The sequence below is a fragment of the Citrobacter sp. Cpa228 genome (genome assembly GCF_030333085.1).
Classification (GTDB): domain Bacteria; phylum Pseudomonadota; class Gammaproteobacteria; order Enterobacterales; family Enterobacteriaceae; genus Citrobacter; species Citrobacter pasteurii.
This window is the reverse complement of sequence record NZ_JAOWGQ010000040.1, coordinates 1-15,685: the sequence shown is the minus strand read 5'-3', so window position 1 is coordinate 15,685 and position 15,685 is coordinate 1. Positions and strand designations below refer to the sequence as shown.

18 protein-coding genes, 1 tRNA gene and 2 pseudogenes are annotated in these 15,685 nt (G+C 47.5%); 12 read left to right on the top strand and 9 right to left on the bottom strand.

Translation table 11 applies throughout. From position 1 onward, the window contains the following. Positions 1-63 precede the first annotated feature (63 nt). The 8 genes and pseudogenes from fliL to rcsA all read left to right on the top strand — a co-directional run bounded on the left by fliL (position 64) and on the right by rcsA (position 5,048). Positions 64-531 (top strand): flagellar basal body-associated protein FliL, encoded by a 468-nt coding sequence (gene fliL, locus OGX91_RS07305; RefSeq protein ID WP_005127759.1) that lies wholly within the window; start codon positions 64-66, stop codon positions 529-531. Positions 532-535: 4 nt separating this feature from the next. After that, positions 536-1,540, top strand: coding sequence for a flagellar motor switch protein FliM (fliM, locus tag OGX91_RS07300; protein ID WP_005127760.1), 1,005 nt, complete (start codon positions 536-538; stop codon positions 1,538-1,540). Beyond that, positions 1,537-1,950: a flagellar motor switch protein FliN gene (fliN, locus tag OGX91_RS07295; RefSeq protein ID WP_005127761.1), complete on the top strand. Its 414-nt coding sequence runs from the start codon at positions 1,537-1,539 to the stop codon at positions 1,948-1,950. The genes fliM and fliN overlap by 4 nt, the downstream gene beginning before the upstream one ends. Before the next feature lie 2 nt (positions 1,951-1,952). After that, the gene (gene fliO, locus OGX91_RS07290) at positions 1,953-2,327 is read left to right on the top strand and encodes a flagellar biosynthetic protein FliO (protein ID WP_040232452.1); all 375 of its coding nucleotides are present in this window, start codon (positions 1,953-1,955) and stop codon (positions 2,325-2,327) included. Further along, positions 2,327-3,064: a flagellar type III secretion system pore protein FliP gene (gene fliP, locus OGX91_RS07285; RefSeq protein ID WP_005127763.1), complete on the top strand. Its 738-nt coding sequence runs from the start codon at positions 2,327-2,329 to the stop codon at positions 3,062-3,064. Before fliO ends, fliP begins: the two co-directional genes overlap by 1 nt. A 9-nt stretch (positions 3,065-3,073) precedes the next feature. Then, positions 3,074-3,343, top strand: a complete 270-nt coding sequence (gene fliQ, locus OGX91_RS07280; protein ID WP_003030425.1) for a flagellar biosynthesis protein FliQ — start codon at positions 3,074-3,076, stop codon at positions 3,341-3,343. 8 nt (positions 3,344-3,351) lie between these two features. Beyond that, positions 3,352-4,144, top strand: a pseudogene (gene fliR, locus OGX91_RS07275) (flagellar biosynthetic protein FliR); the annotation flags it as partial. Positions 4,145-4,424: 280 nt separating this feature from the next. Continuing rightward, positions 4,425-5,048 (top strand): transcriptional regulator RcsA, encoded by a 624-nt coding sequence (gene rcsA, locus OGX91_RS07270; RefSeq protein ID WP_040232455.1) that lies wholly within the window; start codon positions 4,425-4,427, stop codon positions 5,046-5,048. 47 nt (positions 5,049-5,095) lie between these two features. Here the strand turns inward: rcsA and dsrB are convergent, their stop codons facing one another. Then, on the bottom strand, positions 5,096-5,284 hold the full coding sequence (gene dsrB, locus OGX91_RS07265) for a protein DsrB (protein ID WP_005127768.1): 189 nt from the start codon (positions 5,282-5,284) through the stop codon (positions 5,096-5,098). A gap of 162 nt (positions 5,285-5,446) precedes the next feature. Here dsrB and yodD point away from each other — a divergent pair, with 162 nt between their 5' ends. After that, complete coding sequence (gene yodD, locus OGX91_RS07260) at positions 5,447-5,674, top strand: YodD family peroxide/acid resistance protein (protein WP_005127769.1); 228 nt, start codon at positions 5,447-5,449, stop codon at positions 5,672-5,674. Positions 5,675-5,861: 187 nt separating this feature from the next. Here the strand turns inward: yodD and OGX91_RS07255 are convergent, their stop codons facing one another. Both OGX91_RS07255 and OGX91_RS07250 read right to left on the bottom strand, forming a co-directional pair. Continuing rightward, positions 5,862-6,062 carry a YodC family protein gene (locus OGX91_RS07255; protein WP_286625834.1) on the bottom strand — a complete coding sequence of 67 codons (201 nt, stop codon included), beginning with the start codon at positions 6,060-6,062 and terminating at the stop codon, positions 5,862-5,864. A 77-nt stretch (positions 6,063-6,139) separates the two neighbouring features. After that, complete coding sequence (locus tag OGX91_RS07250) at positions 6,140-7,054, bottom strand: DUF808 domain-containing protein (RefSeq protein ID WP_182291132.1); 915 nt, start codon at positions 7,052-7,054, stop codon at positions 6,140-6,142. 175 nt (positions 7,055-7,229) lie between these two features. Here OGX91_RS07250 and yedA point away from each other — a divergent pair, with 175 nt between their 5' ends. Then, complete coding sequence (yedA, locus tag OGX91_RS07245) at positions 7,230-8,150, top strand: drug/metabolite exporter YedA (RefSeq protein WP_040232460.1); 921 nt, start codon at positions 7,230-7,232, stop codon at positions 8,148-8,150. Here yedA and OGX91_RS07240 read toward each other — a convergent pair. The 3 genes from OGX91_RS07240 to OGX91_RS07230 all read right to left on the bottom strand — a co-directional run bounded on the left by OGX91_RS07240 (position 8,142) and on the right by OGX91_RS07230 (position 10,789). Next, positions 8,142-8,609, bottom strand: a complete 468-nt coding sequence (locus OGX91_RS07240) for a very short patch repair endonuclease (protein ID WP_040232462.1) — start codon at positions 8,607-8,609, stop codon at positions 8,142-8,144. The two genes, yedA and OGX91_RS07240, sit on opposite strands and share 9 nt — an antisense overlap. Then, on the bottom strand, positions 8,590-10,020 hold the full coding sequence (locus OGX91_RS07235) for a DNA cytosine methyltransferase (protein WP_417027105.1): 1,431 nt from the start codon (positions 10,018-10,020) through the stop codon (positions 8,590-8,592). The genes OGX91_RS07240 and OGX91_RS07235 overlap by 20 nt, the downstream gene beginning before the upstream one ends. Before the next feature lie 73 nt (positions 10,021-10,093). Next, positions 10,094-10,789: a phosphohydrolase gene (locus OGX91_RS07230; RefSeq protein WP_155021274.1), complete on the bottom strand. Its 696-nt coding sequence runs from the start codon at positions 10,787-10,789 to the stop codon at positions 10,094-10,096. A 439-nt stretch (positions 10,790-11,228) separates the two neighbouring features. Here OGX91_RS07230 and ompC point away from each other — a divergent pair, with 439 nt between their 5' ends. After that, positions 11,229-12,410: a porin OmpC gene (gene ompC, locus OGX91_RS07225; protein WP_005127778.1), complete on the top strand. Its 1,182-nt coding sequence runs from the start codon at positions 11,229-11,231 to the stop codon at positions 12,408-12,410. 170 nt (positions 12,411-12,580) lie between these two features. Here ompC and OGX91_RS07220 read toward each other — a convergent pair. After that, positions 12,581-12,708 (bottom strand) — tRNA-OTHER (locus OGX91_RS07220). Between the two features lie 301 nt (positions 12,709-13,009). Beyond that, on the bottom strand, positions 13,010-14,569 hold the full coding sequence (locus tag OGX91_RS07215; RefSeq protein ID WP_286625829.1) for an EAL domain-containing protein: 1,560 nt from the start codon (positions 14,567-14,569) through the stop codon (positions 13,010-13,012). Positions 14,570-14,766: 197 nt separating this feature from the next. On the opposite strand from OGX91_RS07215, the gene OGX91_RS07210 reads away from it, so the two are divergent. Then, positions 14,767-15,321: a recombinase family protein gene (locus tag OGX91_RS07210; protein WP_040232470.1), complete on the top strand. Its 555-nt coding sequence runs from the start codon at positions 14,767-14,769 to the stop codon at positions 15,319-15,321. Between the two features lie 34 nt (positions 15,322-15,355). Here the strand turns inward: OGX91_RS07210 and OGX91_RS24185 are convergent. Further along, positions 15,356-15,499, bottom strand: a pseudogene (locus OGX91_RS24185) (DinI-like family protein); the annotation flags it as partial. Between the last annotated feature and the right edge of the window lie 186 nt (positions 15,500-15,685).

The window sequence follows — 15,685 nt, the reverse complement described above, 5'->3', positions numbered from 1 at the left end:
GTCGTGGTCAGGACACGGGATAATCAGCCTATAAGCTGTACCGAAACAGGAAGCCCGTATCTGATGACTGACTCCGCGATTAACAAAAAGAGTAAACGCGCTATTTGGATCCCTCTGCTGGTGTTAATTACGCTCGCCGCCCTCGCTACTGCGGGCTATAGCTACTGGCGCATGCAGCAGCAGCCGTCCGCCAGCGTAAAAGCGGAACCGGCTCCACCGCCTGCCCCAGTGTTCTTTGCACTGGATACGTTTACCGTCAATTTAGGTGATGCAGATCGCGTGCTGTATATCGGTATCACACTGCGCATGAAAGACGAGGCGACACGCTCGCGTTTTAACGAATATCTGCCAGAAGTGCGCAGCCGTCTGCTGTTATTGTTCTCTCGCCAGAACGCCGCCACGCTCGCAACAGAAGAAGGCAAACAGCAGCTGATTGCCGCTATCAAAGAGACGCTCGCGACTCCGCTCGTTGTCGGGCAGCCGAAACAGGTTGTCACCGACGTTCTTTATACAGCTTTTATTCTGCGGTAAAGACATGGGCGACAGTATTCTTTCTCAGGCTGAAATCGACGCATTGCTTAACGGCGATAGCGAAACTAAAGACGAACCCATTTCCGGTATCGCAAATGAAAGCGATATTCGTCCTTATGATCCCAACACTCAGCGCCGCGTCGTTCGTGAGCGTTTGCAGGCGCTGGAGATCATTAACGAACGCTTTGCGCGCCAGTTCCGTATGGGGTTATTTAACCTGCTACGCCGCAGCCCGGATATTACAGTGGGCGCGATCCGTATCCAGCCCTACCACGAGTTTGCACGTAACTTACCGGTTCCGACCAACCTGAACTTAATCCACCTGAAACCGTTACGCGGGACAGGTCTGGTGGTGTTCTCACCGAGTCTGGTGTTTATCGCCGTAGATAACCTGTTCGGCGGTGATGGTCGTTTCCCGACGAAAGTCGAAGGCCGTGAATTTACGCACACTGAACAACGCGTAATCAACCGCATGCTGAAACTGGCGCTGGAAAGCTACAGCGACGCGTGGAAGGCTATCAACCCACTGGAAGTGGAATATGTCCGTTCCGAGATGCAGGTGAAGTTTACAAATATCACCACCTCCCCGAACGACATCGTGGTGAACACCCCGTTCCACGTTGAAATCGGCAACCTGACCGGTGAATTTAACATCTGTCTGCCATTCAGCATGATTGAACCGTTGCGCGAACTGCTGGTAAACCCACCGCTGGAAAACTCGCGTAATGAAGATCAGAACTGGCGCAATAATCTGGTGCGTCAGGTTCAGCATTCCGAGCTGGAACTGGTAGCAAACTTTGCTGACATTCCGCTGCGCCTGTCCCAGATTTTGAAGCTGAAACCCGGCGATGTACTGCCGATTGAAAAACCCGACCGCATTATTGCTCATGTGGACGGCGTACCTGTGCTGACCAGCCAATATGGCACCGTAAATGGTCAGTATGCGTTACGCGTAGAACATTTGATAAACCCGATTTTGAATTCGCTGAATGAGGAACAGCCCAAATGAGTGACATGAATAATCCGTCCGATGAGAACACTGGTGCATTGGACGATCTGTGGGCTGACGCGTTAAACGAGCAAAAAACAACGACCACCAAAAGTGCGGCCGATGCGGTATTCCAGCAGTTAGGTGGCGGCGACGTCAGCGGTGCGCTGCAGGATATCGACCTGATCATGGATATTCCGGTCAAGCTGACCGTTGAATTGGGCCGCACCCGCATGACCATCAAAGAACTACTGCGCCTGACGCAAGGTTCGGTCGTCGCGCTGGACGGTCTGGCGGGCGAGCCGCTGGATATTCTGATCAACGGTTATTTGATTGCTCAGGGTGAAGTTGTGGTAGTCGCAGATAAATACGGTGTACGTATTACTGACATTATTACCCCATCTGAACGTATGCGTCGTCTGAGCCGTTAACGATGAATACCCAGGCCACCGTCGCTCAGCCCGCTGCTGTACCCGGATCACCGTTAGTGCAGGTCAGCGGCGCGCTGCTGGGGATCATTGTGTTGATCCTGGGAGCCGCCTGGCTGGTTAAGCGCCTGGGATTTGCCCCCAAAAGCGTCAGTACGCGTGGGCTGAAAGTTTCGGCCAGTACCTCATTAGGCCCACGTGAGCGAGTGGTAATTGTTGAGGTCGAAGACGCGCGTCTGGTGTTGGGCGTTACAGCATCGCAGATTAACGTTCTGCATACCCTCCCCCCGGCACCTGCCAGTGCAGAAGAAAAAGCGGCCTCCCCTGCGGATTTCCAGGCCATGATGAAGAGTTTGCTGAAGCGTCCTGGGAGATCCTGATGCGCCGTTTGTTATCCCTCACGCTGACGGGTTTGTGGCTTTTCAGCCCAGCAGCCCTGGCCCAACTACCGGGTCTGGTTAGCCAACCGCTGCCCGGCGGCGGACAAAGCTGGACGTTGCCCGTCCAAACGCTGGTGTTTATCACCTCGCTGACGTTCCTGCCCGCTATTTTGCTGATGATGACCAGCTTCACCCGCATCATCATCGTTTTTGGCCTGTTACGTAATGCGCTGGGAACACCGTCAGCACCACCGAACCAGGTTTTACTTGGACTGGCGCTGTTTTTGACCTTTTTCATCATGTCGCCGGTGATCGACAAAATCTACGTTGATGCGTATCAACCCTTCAGCGAAGAGAAGATCTCCATGCAGGAAGCCATGGAGAAAGGCGCACAGCCGTTGCGTGAGTTTATGTTACGTCAGACCCGCGAAGCCGATCTGGCTCTGTTCGCCCGCCTGGCAAACAGCGGCCCGTTACAGGGGCCTGAAGCAGTGCCGATGCGCATTTTGCTGCCGGCTTATGTCACCAGTGAGTTGAAAACGGCATTCCAGATAGGTTTTACCATTTTCATTCCATTTCTGATAATCGATCTGGTTATCGCCAGCGTCCTGATGGCGCTCGGGATGATGATGGTGCCTCCTGCCACCATTGCACTTCCATTCAAGCTCATGCTGTTTGTGCTGGTTGACGGCTGGCAGCTGCTTGTCGGCTCGCTTGCACAAAGCTTTTACAGTTAGAGGCGCGAAATGACTCCTGAATCGGTCATGATGATGGGCACTGAGGCGATGAAAGTTGCCCTTGCCCTTGCCGCACCTTTGTTGCTGGTTGCCCTCGTTACGGGTCTTATCATCAGTATCCTGCAGGCGGCAACCCAGATTAACGAAATGACGCTGTCCTTCATTCCGAAAATTGTCGCGGTCTTTATTGCCATCATCGTTGCCGGTCCGTGGATGCTTAACTTGCTGCTCGACTACGTGCGTACGCTGTTCAGCAATATTCCCTACATCATCGGGTAAACGACGCTATGTTGCAGGTGACCAGCGTTGAGTGGCTCCACTGGCTGAATCTTTACTTCTGGCCCCTGCTGCGCATACTGGCGCTCATTTCAACGGCTCCAATACTCAGCGAACGCGCCATCCCCAAACGGGTAAAACTGGGGCTGGGGTTGATGATTACCATGGTTATCGCTCCGCTGCTTCCCCCCGCAAACGTGCCTATCTTTTCTGTCGGCGCGATATGGCTGGCGATGCAGCAAATCCTGATCGGCATCGCGTTAGGGTTCACCATGCAATTTGCGTTTGCCGCGGTGCGTACCGCCGGGGAAATCATCGGTCTGCAAATGGGTCTCTCCTTCGCAACCTTCTTCGACCCGGGCAGCCGCCTGAATATGCCCGTTCTGGCACGTCTGATAGATTTGCTGGCGATGCTGCTGTTCCTCACCTTTAATGGTCACTTGTGGCTTATCTCGCTGTTAGTGGATACCTTCCATACTCTGCCTATCGGTGGCCATCCGGTTAATAGCAATGCCTTTCTCGCGCTGGCGCGGGCGGGGGGGCTCATCTTCCTCAATGGTCTGATGCTGGCTCTGCCGGTGATGACGCTGCTGCTCACACTCAACCTCGCACTCGGTTTGTTAAACCGTATGGCGCCGCAGCTATCGATATTTGTCATTGGTTTCCCTCTCACCCTGACCGTGGGTATTTCATTAATGGCTGCGCTCATGCCATTAATTGCCCCCTTCTGTGAGCGCTTATTCAGTGAGATTTTTAATTTGCTGGCTGACATCATCAGTGAAATGCCTTCAAAATAATAACCCTTATTTTTTATCCTGTCTTACTAAGGATTGTCCTAAATTCAAATACAGACAACATCCACCAGGATAACGCTGTCGCTGTTTATTTGTTTTTGCCTCCCTCACATAACGCAACATTTACTTTACTTTAAGATGTTTCCTGGCAAATTATACGCAACTTTACGGGATAGTAAATTCGCCTGAAAACAGCGAAAGCGTCATATTGGGTCGTTATTATTCCGTTTAGTTGTGATGAAATAATCAGGTAAGGGGAATTATCGTTACGCATTGAGTGAGGGTATGCCATGTCAACGATTATTATGGATTTATGCAGTTACACCCGGTTAGGGTTGACCGGATATCTGGTAAGTCGGGGGGTGAAGAAAAGGGAAATCAACGATATTTCAAGCGTTGATGAACTCAGCATCGCCTGTGTCTCACTGCAGCCGTCTGTGGTGTTTATTAATGAAGACTGCTTTATTCACGATCCAGATAACAGCCAGAGAATTAAGCAAATCATTAATCAACATCCCAGCACTTTATTTATTGTATTTATGGCGATTGCCAATGTCCATTTTGATGAGTATCTCTTAGTAAGAAAAAATTTATTAATCAGTTCTAAGTCGATTAAACCAGATTCACTGGATGAACTTCTTGGCGATATTCTGAAAAAGGAAGTGGATATTGTCATTGATGTGAACCTGCCAACACTATCATTAAGCCGTACCGAATCCAGCATGCTACGTATGTGGATGGCCGGTCAGGGAACAATACAGATATCCGATCAAATGAATATCAAGGCGAAGACAGTCTCATCCCATAAGGGGAATATAAAACGAAAGATCAAGACACATAATAAACAAGTTATCTATCACGTTGTACGACTCACAGATAACGTCACCAATGGTATCTTTGTGAATATGCGTTAGGATGTTCTGACTGGTGGGTTTGCCACCAGTCAGAATCAGCGTCTGGATTACTCCACTTTTTCCACAAAGATCCCATCCTGATGGCCTGACTCATTAAAGAACCAGATACCGAGCGGGTAGTCTTCCAGAGAAACCAGGTACATGGTGCCTTCACTAAACTCTTCAATCGCCAGTACCCGGCCTGGCCGACGCGGCCCGCCGTCCGTTTTGACTGTAACCCGATCATTCACCTTCATCATTTTCCTCCTGTGGCTTTGTGCCAGTGTAGAACAAATTCCTTTTCCTGGCAGCGCCATGCTCGCGTGATTGCGGGTTTTCTCGACGGTCTATACTTAACTTGTACGCATCAGAGATTCTGATACGTGCCCCGGCATCCTTAACGGTTGAGAGGTATGAGGATGAAAACCGCGAAAGAGTACAGCGATACGGCCAAACGTGAAGTCAGCGTCGATGTGGACGCGCTATTGAAAGCTATCAACGAAATCTGCGAGAGCGAAATTCACCGCAGCCATGATGACCCCGATCGCGTCAGCATTGATGGCCGGGATTATCATACATGGCATGAACTGGCCGACGCGTTCGAGCTTGATATCCATGATTTTAGCGTGACGGAGATCAATCGCTGACTTTGGGCGAAAAAAATCCCGGCCCTTATCGGGTCGGGATCAAACTTGCTTATGCAAGAAGCACTTGAAAATTCGTTACACCAGGAAATCTGATGCGAAACCAACCTTATCTGCAATTTTTTTGCCTGACAAGTAAATAATTCTCACCAAAATGATAAATATAACTAATGGTTGAGAGATCACCAGGTTACGCCAGCCTGCGGTATTCAGGCATCCTGCGTAGTGGACTGCGTTCGCCAGGAACCAGTTCATCTTCACGAAATGCCTCCCGTTTGACGCCAAAACCGTCATACCAGCGGCACTCCACCATTCCGCAGGCATACCCGGTAACGATCATGCGTGGGCCACCTTCTTTCGCGGTGACTTCCTCACTGACAGAAAAGACCATACCCGCCTCCTGTATCAAGAGAAACCTTTTCACCTTAGACGACAAAGAGACGTTTTGCGTAATTCGGTACGCGACAATTAGTGCGAAACTCCGCGTAACCTGGCTACCATATTTACCAGCAGTACCACGAACCCACCGATAATAAAGCCGAGCACCAGGTTCAGCAGAGTCGGAAGCATCAGAGCAATGAATGAACTCTGCTGTTGGGCAAATTGCTCAATCGCATGATGCAGCGGCGCAATACCGTGTACCACAATGCCGCCGCCGACTAAAAACATCGCCAGCGTGCCAACCACGGAAAGTGATTTCATGAGCCAGGGAGCAACCACCAGCAATCCTTTACCCAGAGCCTGAGCAAGTGCGCTGCGCTTTTCTGCCAGCCAGTAGCCAATATCATCGAGCTTCACAATAATACCGACCAGACCATACACGCCAACGGTCACCACCAAAGCAATACCCGACAAAACCAGGACCTGATTCAACAATGGCGCATCCGCCACAATACCCAACGTGATGGCCACTATCTCTGCAGATAAAATAAAGTCGGTACGTACCGCCCCTTTGATTTTATCTTTCTCAAACGTCAGCGGGTCCTGTGCGGCAAGAGACGTCAGACGTTGCTGGCGTTCTTCCGGTGTTTCCTGGTGTTTTCGCGCTTCCAGGGTGTGAAGCACTTTTTCCACGCCCTCAAAACAGAGGAACGCCCCGCCAATCATCAATAAGGGCGTGATCGCCCATGGAATGAAGGCGCTGATCAATAGCGCCAGCGGCACCAGGATAACTTTGTTGACGAAAGATCCTTTGGCTACACTCCAGACCACCGGAAGCTCGCGGTTCGCCCGCACGCCCGACACCTGTTGCGCGTTAAGCGACAAATCGTCTCCCAGCACACCCGCCGTTTTTTTCGCGGCCAGTTTTCCCATCACTGAGATATCGTCCAGGAGCGTGGCGATGTCATCAAGCAAGGTGAGTAAGCTACTTCCTGCCAAAATTTTAACCCTCAATATTATTTTTTTGCAGCCATAAGTATGAAGTAAAACACGCCATGCTGAAACAGACCTTTCTGGTCAACAAATATTTAACAACGGCAGGCAATTATAAGTCTCGCCAGCATGATAGTTTTGACGTTTACTATGTTGCACCTTTTTATTTCCACCGTGAGGGATTATGCGTTTCAGGCAATTGTTACCGCTTTTCAGTGCGCTATTCGCGCTGTACATCATTTGGGGTTCCACGTACTTCGTTATTCGCATTGGCGTAGAAAGCTGGCCGCCGTTGATGATGGCTGGCGTACGTTTTCTCTCTGCTGGAGTGTTATTAACATTTTTTTTACTTCTTCGCGGACACAAGCTACCGCCTCTGCGCCAGCTCCTGAACGCCGCGTTAATTGGTATCCTGCTGCTGGCCGTGGGTAATGGGCTGGTTACCGTTGCAGAACATCAAAATGTTCCTTCCGGTATAGCCGCCGTAGTGGTTGCCACCGTCCCGCTGTTTACGTTGTGCTTTAGTCACTTTTTTGGCATCAAAACGCGCAAACTGGAATGGATGGGGATCGCAATTGGACTCGCCGGGATCATCATGCTGAACAGCGGTGGTAACTTGAATGGTAATCCCTGGGGGGCGGTATTAATCCTGATTGGTTCAATGAGCTGGGCGTTTGGCTCCGTGTACGGCTCACGCATAACCTTGCCCGTTGGCATGATGGCCGGAGCTATTGAAATGTTAGCCGCGGGTATTGTGCTGATGTGCGCATCGCTGCTCAGTGGAGAAAAGCTGACCACGATGCCAACCTTCTCCGGTTTTATGGCGGTGGCATACCTCGCCCTGTTCGGCTCAATTATTGCGATTAACGCTTATATGTTCCTTATCCGTAATGTAAGCCCGGCGTTAGCCACCAGCTATGCCTATGTCAACCCGGTAGTGGCGGTTCTGTTAGGTACGGGACTGGGAGGTGAAAGCCTGGCGTTGATCGAGTGGCTGGCGCTCGGAGTCATTGTTTTTGCCGTGGTATTGGTGACGCTGGGGAAATACTTATTCCCGGTCAAAGCTGACGCGGTCGCAGCCCCATCGGAAAAGTCGTTACAGTAAATGAATGCCCTGAGTGTCGATCTGCGCAGTGGCACCGCCGCCGCAGATCCACTCGATAACCCGTTCAGACAGCGCCTCGTTATCCAGTTTCTCACGCCCACGCAGGGCGCACTCCCAGACAATCAAGACCCGCCATCCCAACGACTGCAATTTTTCGCAGTCCCGCTTATCACGTACCACGTTTTTTCCTATCTTCTCCAGCCAGAACGCCGTGCGGGTTGCCGGGACTTTAAAGAGATAGCAGTTGTGCTGATGCCAAAAACAGCCGTGGGTAAAGAGAACACAACGATAATCATCCACCACGAAATCGGGGCGGCCGGGCAACGTCGCATCCTGCACGCGAAACGTTACCCCCTGCTCCGTCAGGATGTCGGCCAGACGTTTTTCGATCGCCGTATCGCGGGTTCCTATCGCCCGCATATTTTTACTGCGTGTCGCCTTATCGTGAACGTCTGCCATGCTGCTGTTCTTTCTCACGGAGTGCAACAGCCTGTTTGATCTTCGGCTCCAGCAGTTTGGCTACCGCCGCAAATGCCGGAACGACCACCGAATTACCGAACTGGCGGTAAGCCTGGGTATCTGATACCGGAATGCGAAACTGGTAACCCTGAGGAGACTCAAACCCCATCAGGCGAGCGCACTCTCTTGGCGTTAATCGACGAGGACGATGTCGCTGATTGGCGGGATCATCGAAATCCTGTTCACCCAGCGCCATATCCCAGCCACGGTCTATCAAAATTTCAGCCCCATCCTTATAGTAACGTGCGGATAATGTACGCGTTACGCTATCGGGGTTACCGGGATAGACCATACCGTAGCCAAACCCATTGCCCCGTGCCTGATGTTTTTTCGCATAGCGATACAGGTATTTCCACAGGACCGGTGTCAGCACATATTTCGCATCAACGGTCGGTTCAAGCAGCTCTGCGAGCGTCGTTCGACGCTGAGGGTAGCGGCTGACAATATCGCGCAACGTAAAGTCTGACTTCAGGCTCAGATCACGTCGGAAGCCGACGAGCACGATACGTTCGCGATGCTGGGGTAAAAAATGTTGCCCATCGATAATCTTCGGATCATCCGGGCCATTATCTGCTGCATCCGCCACGTCATAGCCCAGTTCATCCAGCGTTTGCATAATGATGCGAAAGGTTTTTCCCTGGTCATGACTCTTCAGATTTTTAACGTTTTCGAGCACAAATATAGCCGGTCGCCGCGCGTCGATAATTCGCACCACGTCAAAAAAAAGCGTGCCTTGCGTATCACAGGCAAAACCGTGGGCACGCCCTAACGCGTTTTTCTTTGATACACCCGCCAGAGAAAATGGCTGGCAAGGGAAGCCGGCCAGCAGGACATCATGCTCGGGAACATGTTGACAAATATGTTCTGCAGCCTGCTCGTCACTCACCCCCTCATGATGGCTGAGGGTGATATCACGAATATCTTCATTAAAGTGGTGCTGCAGAGGATCGCAGTAGTGATTCGCCTTGTAGGTGCGCACCGCATGCTTGTTCCACTCGCTGGTAAACACGCACTGCCCGCCAATCGCTTCAAAACCGCGACGAATCCCGCCAATACCAGCAAAAAGATCGATAAAGCGAAAAGCATAATGTGGATGATGCGCAGGCGGCGTCGGGAGTAAAGAATACAGGTGAGCAAACTCACGATCGCTGAGGCGATGCCATGTTTGATTGGCGACCACACGCTTAAAGATGGCCGGACTCCAGTGGTTTTCGCCGACGCCATTAAGATGAGCAACCAGCGTTTTCACATCGTATATTTCAAGCAACTTAGCCAAAATCACCTGAACGGTAACTCCGGTATCATCTGTCATCGGTTTCATGGAGCCTGCTACTGAAAAATTATCCTGCATACGTTTAACCGGCCGAAATGGATAGTCGACAGGTTAACATAAATTGGTGCAATTGACGTTTCAGCAATGACGACTACTGATATGCTTTAAGGGGTTGAATCGCCGCAAGATCCAACATTTCATATTCTCCTTTTAATTCTGCGCTGAGTTTTGCCATATACGTCAATAAAAAGTCAGCATTATGCTGTGCCAAATGCCGCCCTTGTTCAGTTTGCATTGTCAGTGGCAGCGTCAGCAGTTTGGTCTGGAAATGATCAAGCGCGTACTGTTTATCATCCAGGTTGCGCTGCCGGGCAAACGGATCCTCCGCATCAAACAATGCCACACCCAGCGAGCCAGAAACGGCGAACACGCGCGCCAGACCGATAGCCCCCAGCGCCTCAAGCCGGTCAGCATCCTGCACGATTTTGGCTTCCGGGGTTTCTGGTATGATTTTGGCGCTGAAGCTGTGCGCCTCAATGGCATGGCACACGGCAGGTATTCTTTGTTGTGGAAAATCAGGGAAATCGTGCATCAAAACGCGACGGGTTTCCTGGGCTGCCAGTACCGACGAACGATGGCGATCGGGATGATTCTTCGGCAAACTGACGAGATCATGGAAGTAGCACGCCGTCAGCACCACCAGCCAGTCTACGTTCGCATCCGTGCTCAGCTTTTGAGCCGTCTTCCACACGCGGCGAAAGTGAAAGATGTCGTGGGCAGCGTCGTGCTCTGAATGATTTTCACGTAACCAGGCTTCAAATCGCGACTGCCAGTCGTGGAGTTCCATGCTCTCTCCCTTTACATAAAGAAAACCACCTTAGCAATAATTTTTACTCCGAACCACTGTCTGCCCTCTTTTATAGCAAAATTCAATTATTAAATAATATTTATAACGAATATCAATTTATAATTTCTGCATGCAGCATTGATAAAAAATTACCCAGAAAGCACGAGCAATAATAATAAAAGCACATAAAATACACATAACAAATACTAAAACCATAAGCATAAACCAATTGATAAATATACATTTGCGTGTTGAATAAAAACAACAAAAACATATAAAAATAATTTAAAATATTCAAATGGAAACATTTTGAAATATTTAAAATATAATTGTTACATGTTATATTTTAAATTAAATGAACTTCATAGATAGTATCGAAATGTAGTTTTCAGGACATCACTACATATTCATTTTAATTATTAAATAAAGGGAATACATAATGAAAAGAAAAGTACTGGCACTGCTTCTCCCAGCTTTATTAACTGCAGGCGCAGCAAATGCGGCTGAAATTTATAATAAAAACGGCAATAAACTGGATCTGTACGGAAAAGTCGATGGCCTGCGTTATTTCTCTGACGATGCAGGCAGCGACGGCGATCAAACTTATGCGCGTCTGGGCTTTAAGGGCGAAACGCAGATCAACGATATGCTGACTGGCTACGGTCAGTGGGAATATAACGTTCAGGCTAACGGCACCGAAGGTGACAAAGGCGATTCCTGGACTCGTTTGGCTTTCGCAGGCCTGGGCTTTGCTGAAAACGGCACCTTCGATTACGGTCGTAACTATGGCGTCGTGTACGACGTTGAAGCCTGGACCGATATGCTGCCAGAATTCGGTGGTGATACTTACACTCAGACCGACGTGTATATGCTGGGTCGTACCAACGGCGTTGCTACTTATCGTAACCACGGCTTCTTTGGTCTGGCTGATGGCCTGAACTTCGCCCTGCAGTATCAGGGTAATAATGAAGGTAGCAGCGTAGGTCAGGAAGGTTCTGGTAATAGTGAAAACCGCAAACTGGCGAAAGAAAACGGCGACGGTTTCGGTATGTCCACCTCTTATGACTTTGACTTCGGTTTAAGCCTCGGTGCGGCGTACTCCAGTTCTGATCGCACTAATGACCAGGTTGCTCGCGGTTACAACGATGGCATTAATAGCCGTAACAACTATGCTGGCGGTGACAAAGCTGATGCCTGGACCATTGGTGCGAAATATGATGCCAATGATATTTATCTGGCAGCGATGTATGCGGAAACCCGCAACATGACCTACTACGGCGGCGGTAATGGCGAAAGCAATGGCGGTATCGCAAACAAAACGCAAAACTTTGAAGTTGTGGCTCAATACCAGTTCGATTACGGTCTGCGTCCGTCCATCGCTTACCTGCAGTCCAAGGGCAGTGATTTAGGTGGTCAGGAAGTGAGCCATGGTAACTGGCGTTACGTTGACAAAGACCTGGTCAAATATGTTGATGTGGGTATGACTTACTACTTCAACAAAAACATGTCCACCTACGTTGATTACAAAATCAACCTGCTGGACGAAGACGACAGCTTCTATGAAAGCAATGGTATCGCGACTGACGACATCGTTGCCGTTGGTTTAGTCTACCAGTTCTAATTTTGCACAATACGTATCAGGCCTGCTTCATATGAAGCGGGCTTTTGTTTATTTTGAAGCGGATTTTTATGTCGCGAAGGCAATAGAACGACAAACTTGTGAGGATACTCAAAGAAAAAAACATCCGTGACTGCTGTCGTTGAAAGCAAGGCGTGCAAGTGTTTGAATAGTGGCGGAGAGAGGGGGATTTGAACCCCCGGTAGAGTTGCCCCTACTCCGGTTTTCGAGACCGATTTTATTGGCAATATTTTCAATAACTTAACTTTTCATGCTGGTATATCAACAATATTTCCACTCCATAAAATTCAACTATATACGCGTTTATCCATAGTTAATATACCAACACTTTCTGAGCTAAAACCTATACTTCAAAGTACAACCTGCAGGTGAAAATGTGTGGAAAATTTTCCCAGTCAATGACGCGTGAAGACTATCTCGCCTGCAATCTGAAGAAGCTGTACGCGACATTTCACTCAATCTCGAACCAACTAGTCAACTATATTCGGCACGAGATATTAAAGTTCAGCTGTTAAATTTATATGGTACACGGTTACACGTATCTTATATAAAATTAAACAATAAAAACAATGCAATACATATTAAACCCCATTAATATTATTTACTAACTTTGTCAATTTATCTATAGATAGTGGCTGTGAGTAATACCATCCTTGGACACCGCACTCAGGGAACATTTCAGTTAAATATTTCACCTGAGTTGATGTCTCGACACCTTCGAAAACGACTTTGTTAGTTATATCTTTAAATATCTCCACCAATCCTGATACGATATTATTATTTACAGAGGGTTTACCAATAGAATCTGTAATTGACTTATCAATTTTAATTTCATCTATTTGTAAATTTGATAGCCAGTTTAAATTTGAATGACCAGTCCCGAAATCATCAATAGCTATTGATATACCTTTATTATTAAATAAAGAAATAACCTTTTGGAGGGAATTTATTTCCGCGCTCTGCCTTTCTGTTAGCTCCATCATTATCATACCAGGTTTTATATTTGATTCATCAATCATCTGAAACACTTTTTCTTGAAATGATTCCGACAGAAGGTCTTGAGAACTAACATTAATGCTTATAAAAATATCAAATTCCTCAGAAAGAGACATGGTTTGCTTTACTGCCATTCGAAATACAAAATCACTTATTCCCTGGATTAAACCATGCTTCTCTGCGATAGGGATAAAAATATCAGGAGGAATGCTACCAATATCATGATCATCCCATCTAATTAGTGCTTCCACACCAATAATTTTTCCGGTTTTTATTTTATAAATAGGTTGATACACAAGATATAATGATTCGCTTCTTATCGCATTTTTTAATCTTGAAACTAATGATTGCTTACGTGCAACTCTTTGATTATAAAAACCACCCAGAAGAACACCGGTTACAATAGATGTAAAGGAAATCAACAACATCGTTAACCAACTATCGAAACTCATCCACGGAAATTTAACTCCCCCCATGACACAGACATTATTATTTTTATTACAGCTTTGCGTGGTAATAAGTCCTAGTTGGTAGGATTTATCATGCTGAGCCTCTTCAAGAAGATCGACCTGCTCACCAAGTTTGAACAAATGAAGCGAATGATCTCTGTCACCTACAATTGCAGAAAACCCCTTCTCTTCATGGTCTGTAACAAATCTATTAAATGCAAATGGTGAAATCGTTATGGCTAATTTTTGATTGCTTAGCAAATCAGCTTTTACATTATTTTCCAGTAACACACCAAAAAACCAAGTTACATTGTCCTTTTCAACTTTTCTATCATAGATATTGAGAAGCAATGGTGCTGGCAACACCCCCCATAAAGCACTACATATGACTGCACCATTTGAAATAAATGATATATCTTTTATAAGAGCATAGGGCCATAAGGCCACTCTTAGAGCATGAAGTTGTAGTTCACTACAAGGACTATAAGCATTAAATATTTCATAACTATTATTTATTTTATCAATCTGTTGAATGAGACTAACGCTTCTATTCAAAACTCGTTCTGTATATGATGCAATCCTCTCCTTGTATATATAATACATTGAAATCTCAGACAATGAGAAAAAAATAAAAAATGAAAACGTGATTGATATCACATAAGGCTTAATTCGTTTTAAATTGTGGTTATTCTTCACACCGACCTCTTTATATGCCTGACCCTATGTAACAACATACATTCTACTATCTGTCGTGAATCAAATACATACAGTTAAAACAGATTATCGGCTAAAACAAATATTTCTTTATGTTTTTTATTAGAAAAGAACATTTTTAATAATGATCAATTATCGCTCAGGTGGCATGATTCCGGCCTTTTGTAGGAAGGAAATACATGCTTATTGGTTACGTGAGAGTATCAACAAATGACCAGAACACAGCACTCCAGCGAAACGCGCTCGAAAGTGCAGGATGTGAGCTGATTTTCGAAGACAAGATCAGCGGTAAGGTGTCCGACAGACCTGGATTAAAAAAGGTGCTACGGACGCTATCTGAGGGCGATACGCTGGTAGTATGGAAGCTGGATCGGCTCGGGCGAAGCATGCGACATCTTGTTGGGTTGGTGGAGGAATTGCGGGAGAAAGGAGTTAACTTCCGGAGCCTGACCGATAGCATCGATACGAGTACGCCTATGGGGAGATTCTTCTTTCATGTTATGGGTGCACTGGCCGAAATGGAAAGGGAGCTTATTGTCGAACGCACCCGAGCTGGTTTAGCAGCCGCACGCACAGAAGGGAGGATAGGTGGAAGGAGGCCAAAGTTTAGTGATGATGAGTGGGCCCAGATGGGGAGATTGATAAAAAGTGGCATGGACAGAAAGCAGGTAGCGATCATATACGATGTTGGTGTTTCAACGCTGTATAAGAAATTCCCTGTAGGTGGTTCATGACCCCGCTACAGCTAGTGCTGTAGCGGGCAGAATCTTATTCACTGACTAACCAGAACTCAGCCTCTTCAAACATTTCCTGAACAGTCCGGCTTATCTGTTCTTTCTCATGCTTGCTGGCGTCAGTGTTGATAGCCGGCAGCGTCATCATCGGTTTTACCCAAGTACCAGTATCGGGAAAAGGCGCGGTTTCACACTTATTTCCCTTAGAATTACATCCTTTACATTAGACCTATGAATGCAAGATGAAGTGCCACTTATTTGGCTAAAATGCAAACACAAATCTAACTTGGATGTGGTTTTGCGTTATTTTATAACGTTGGTTTGGTAGAAACGATAAATCGTGCAGCTGCCGCAGTGCAAAAAT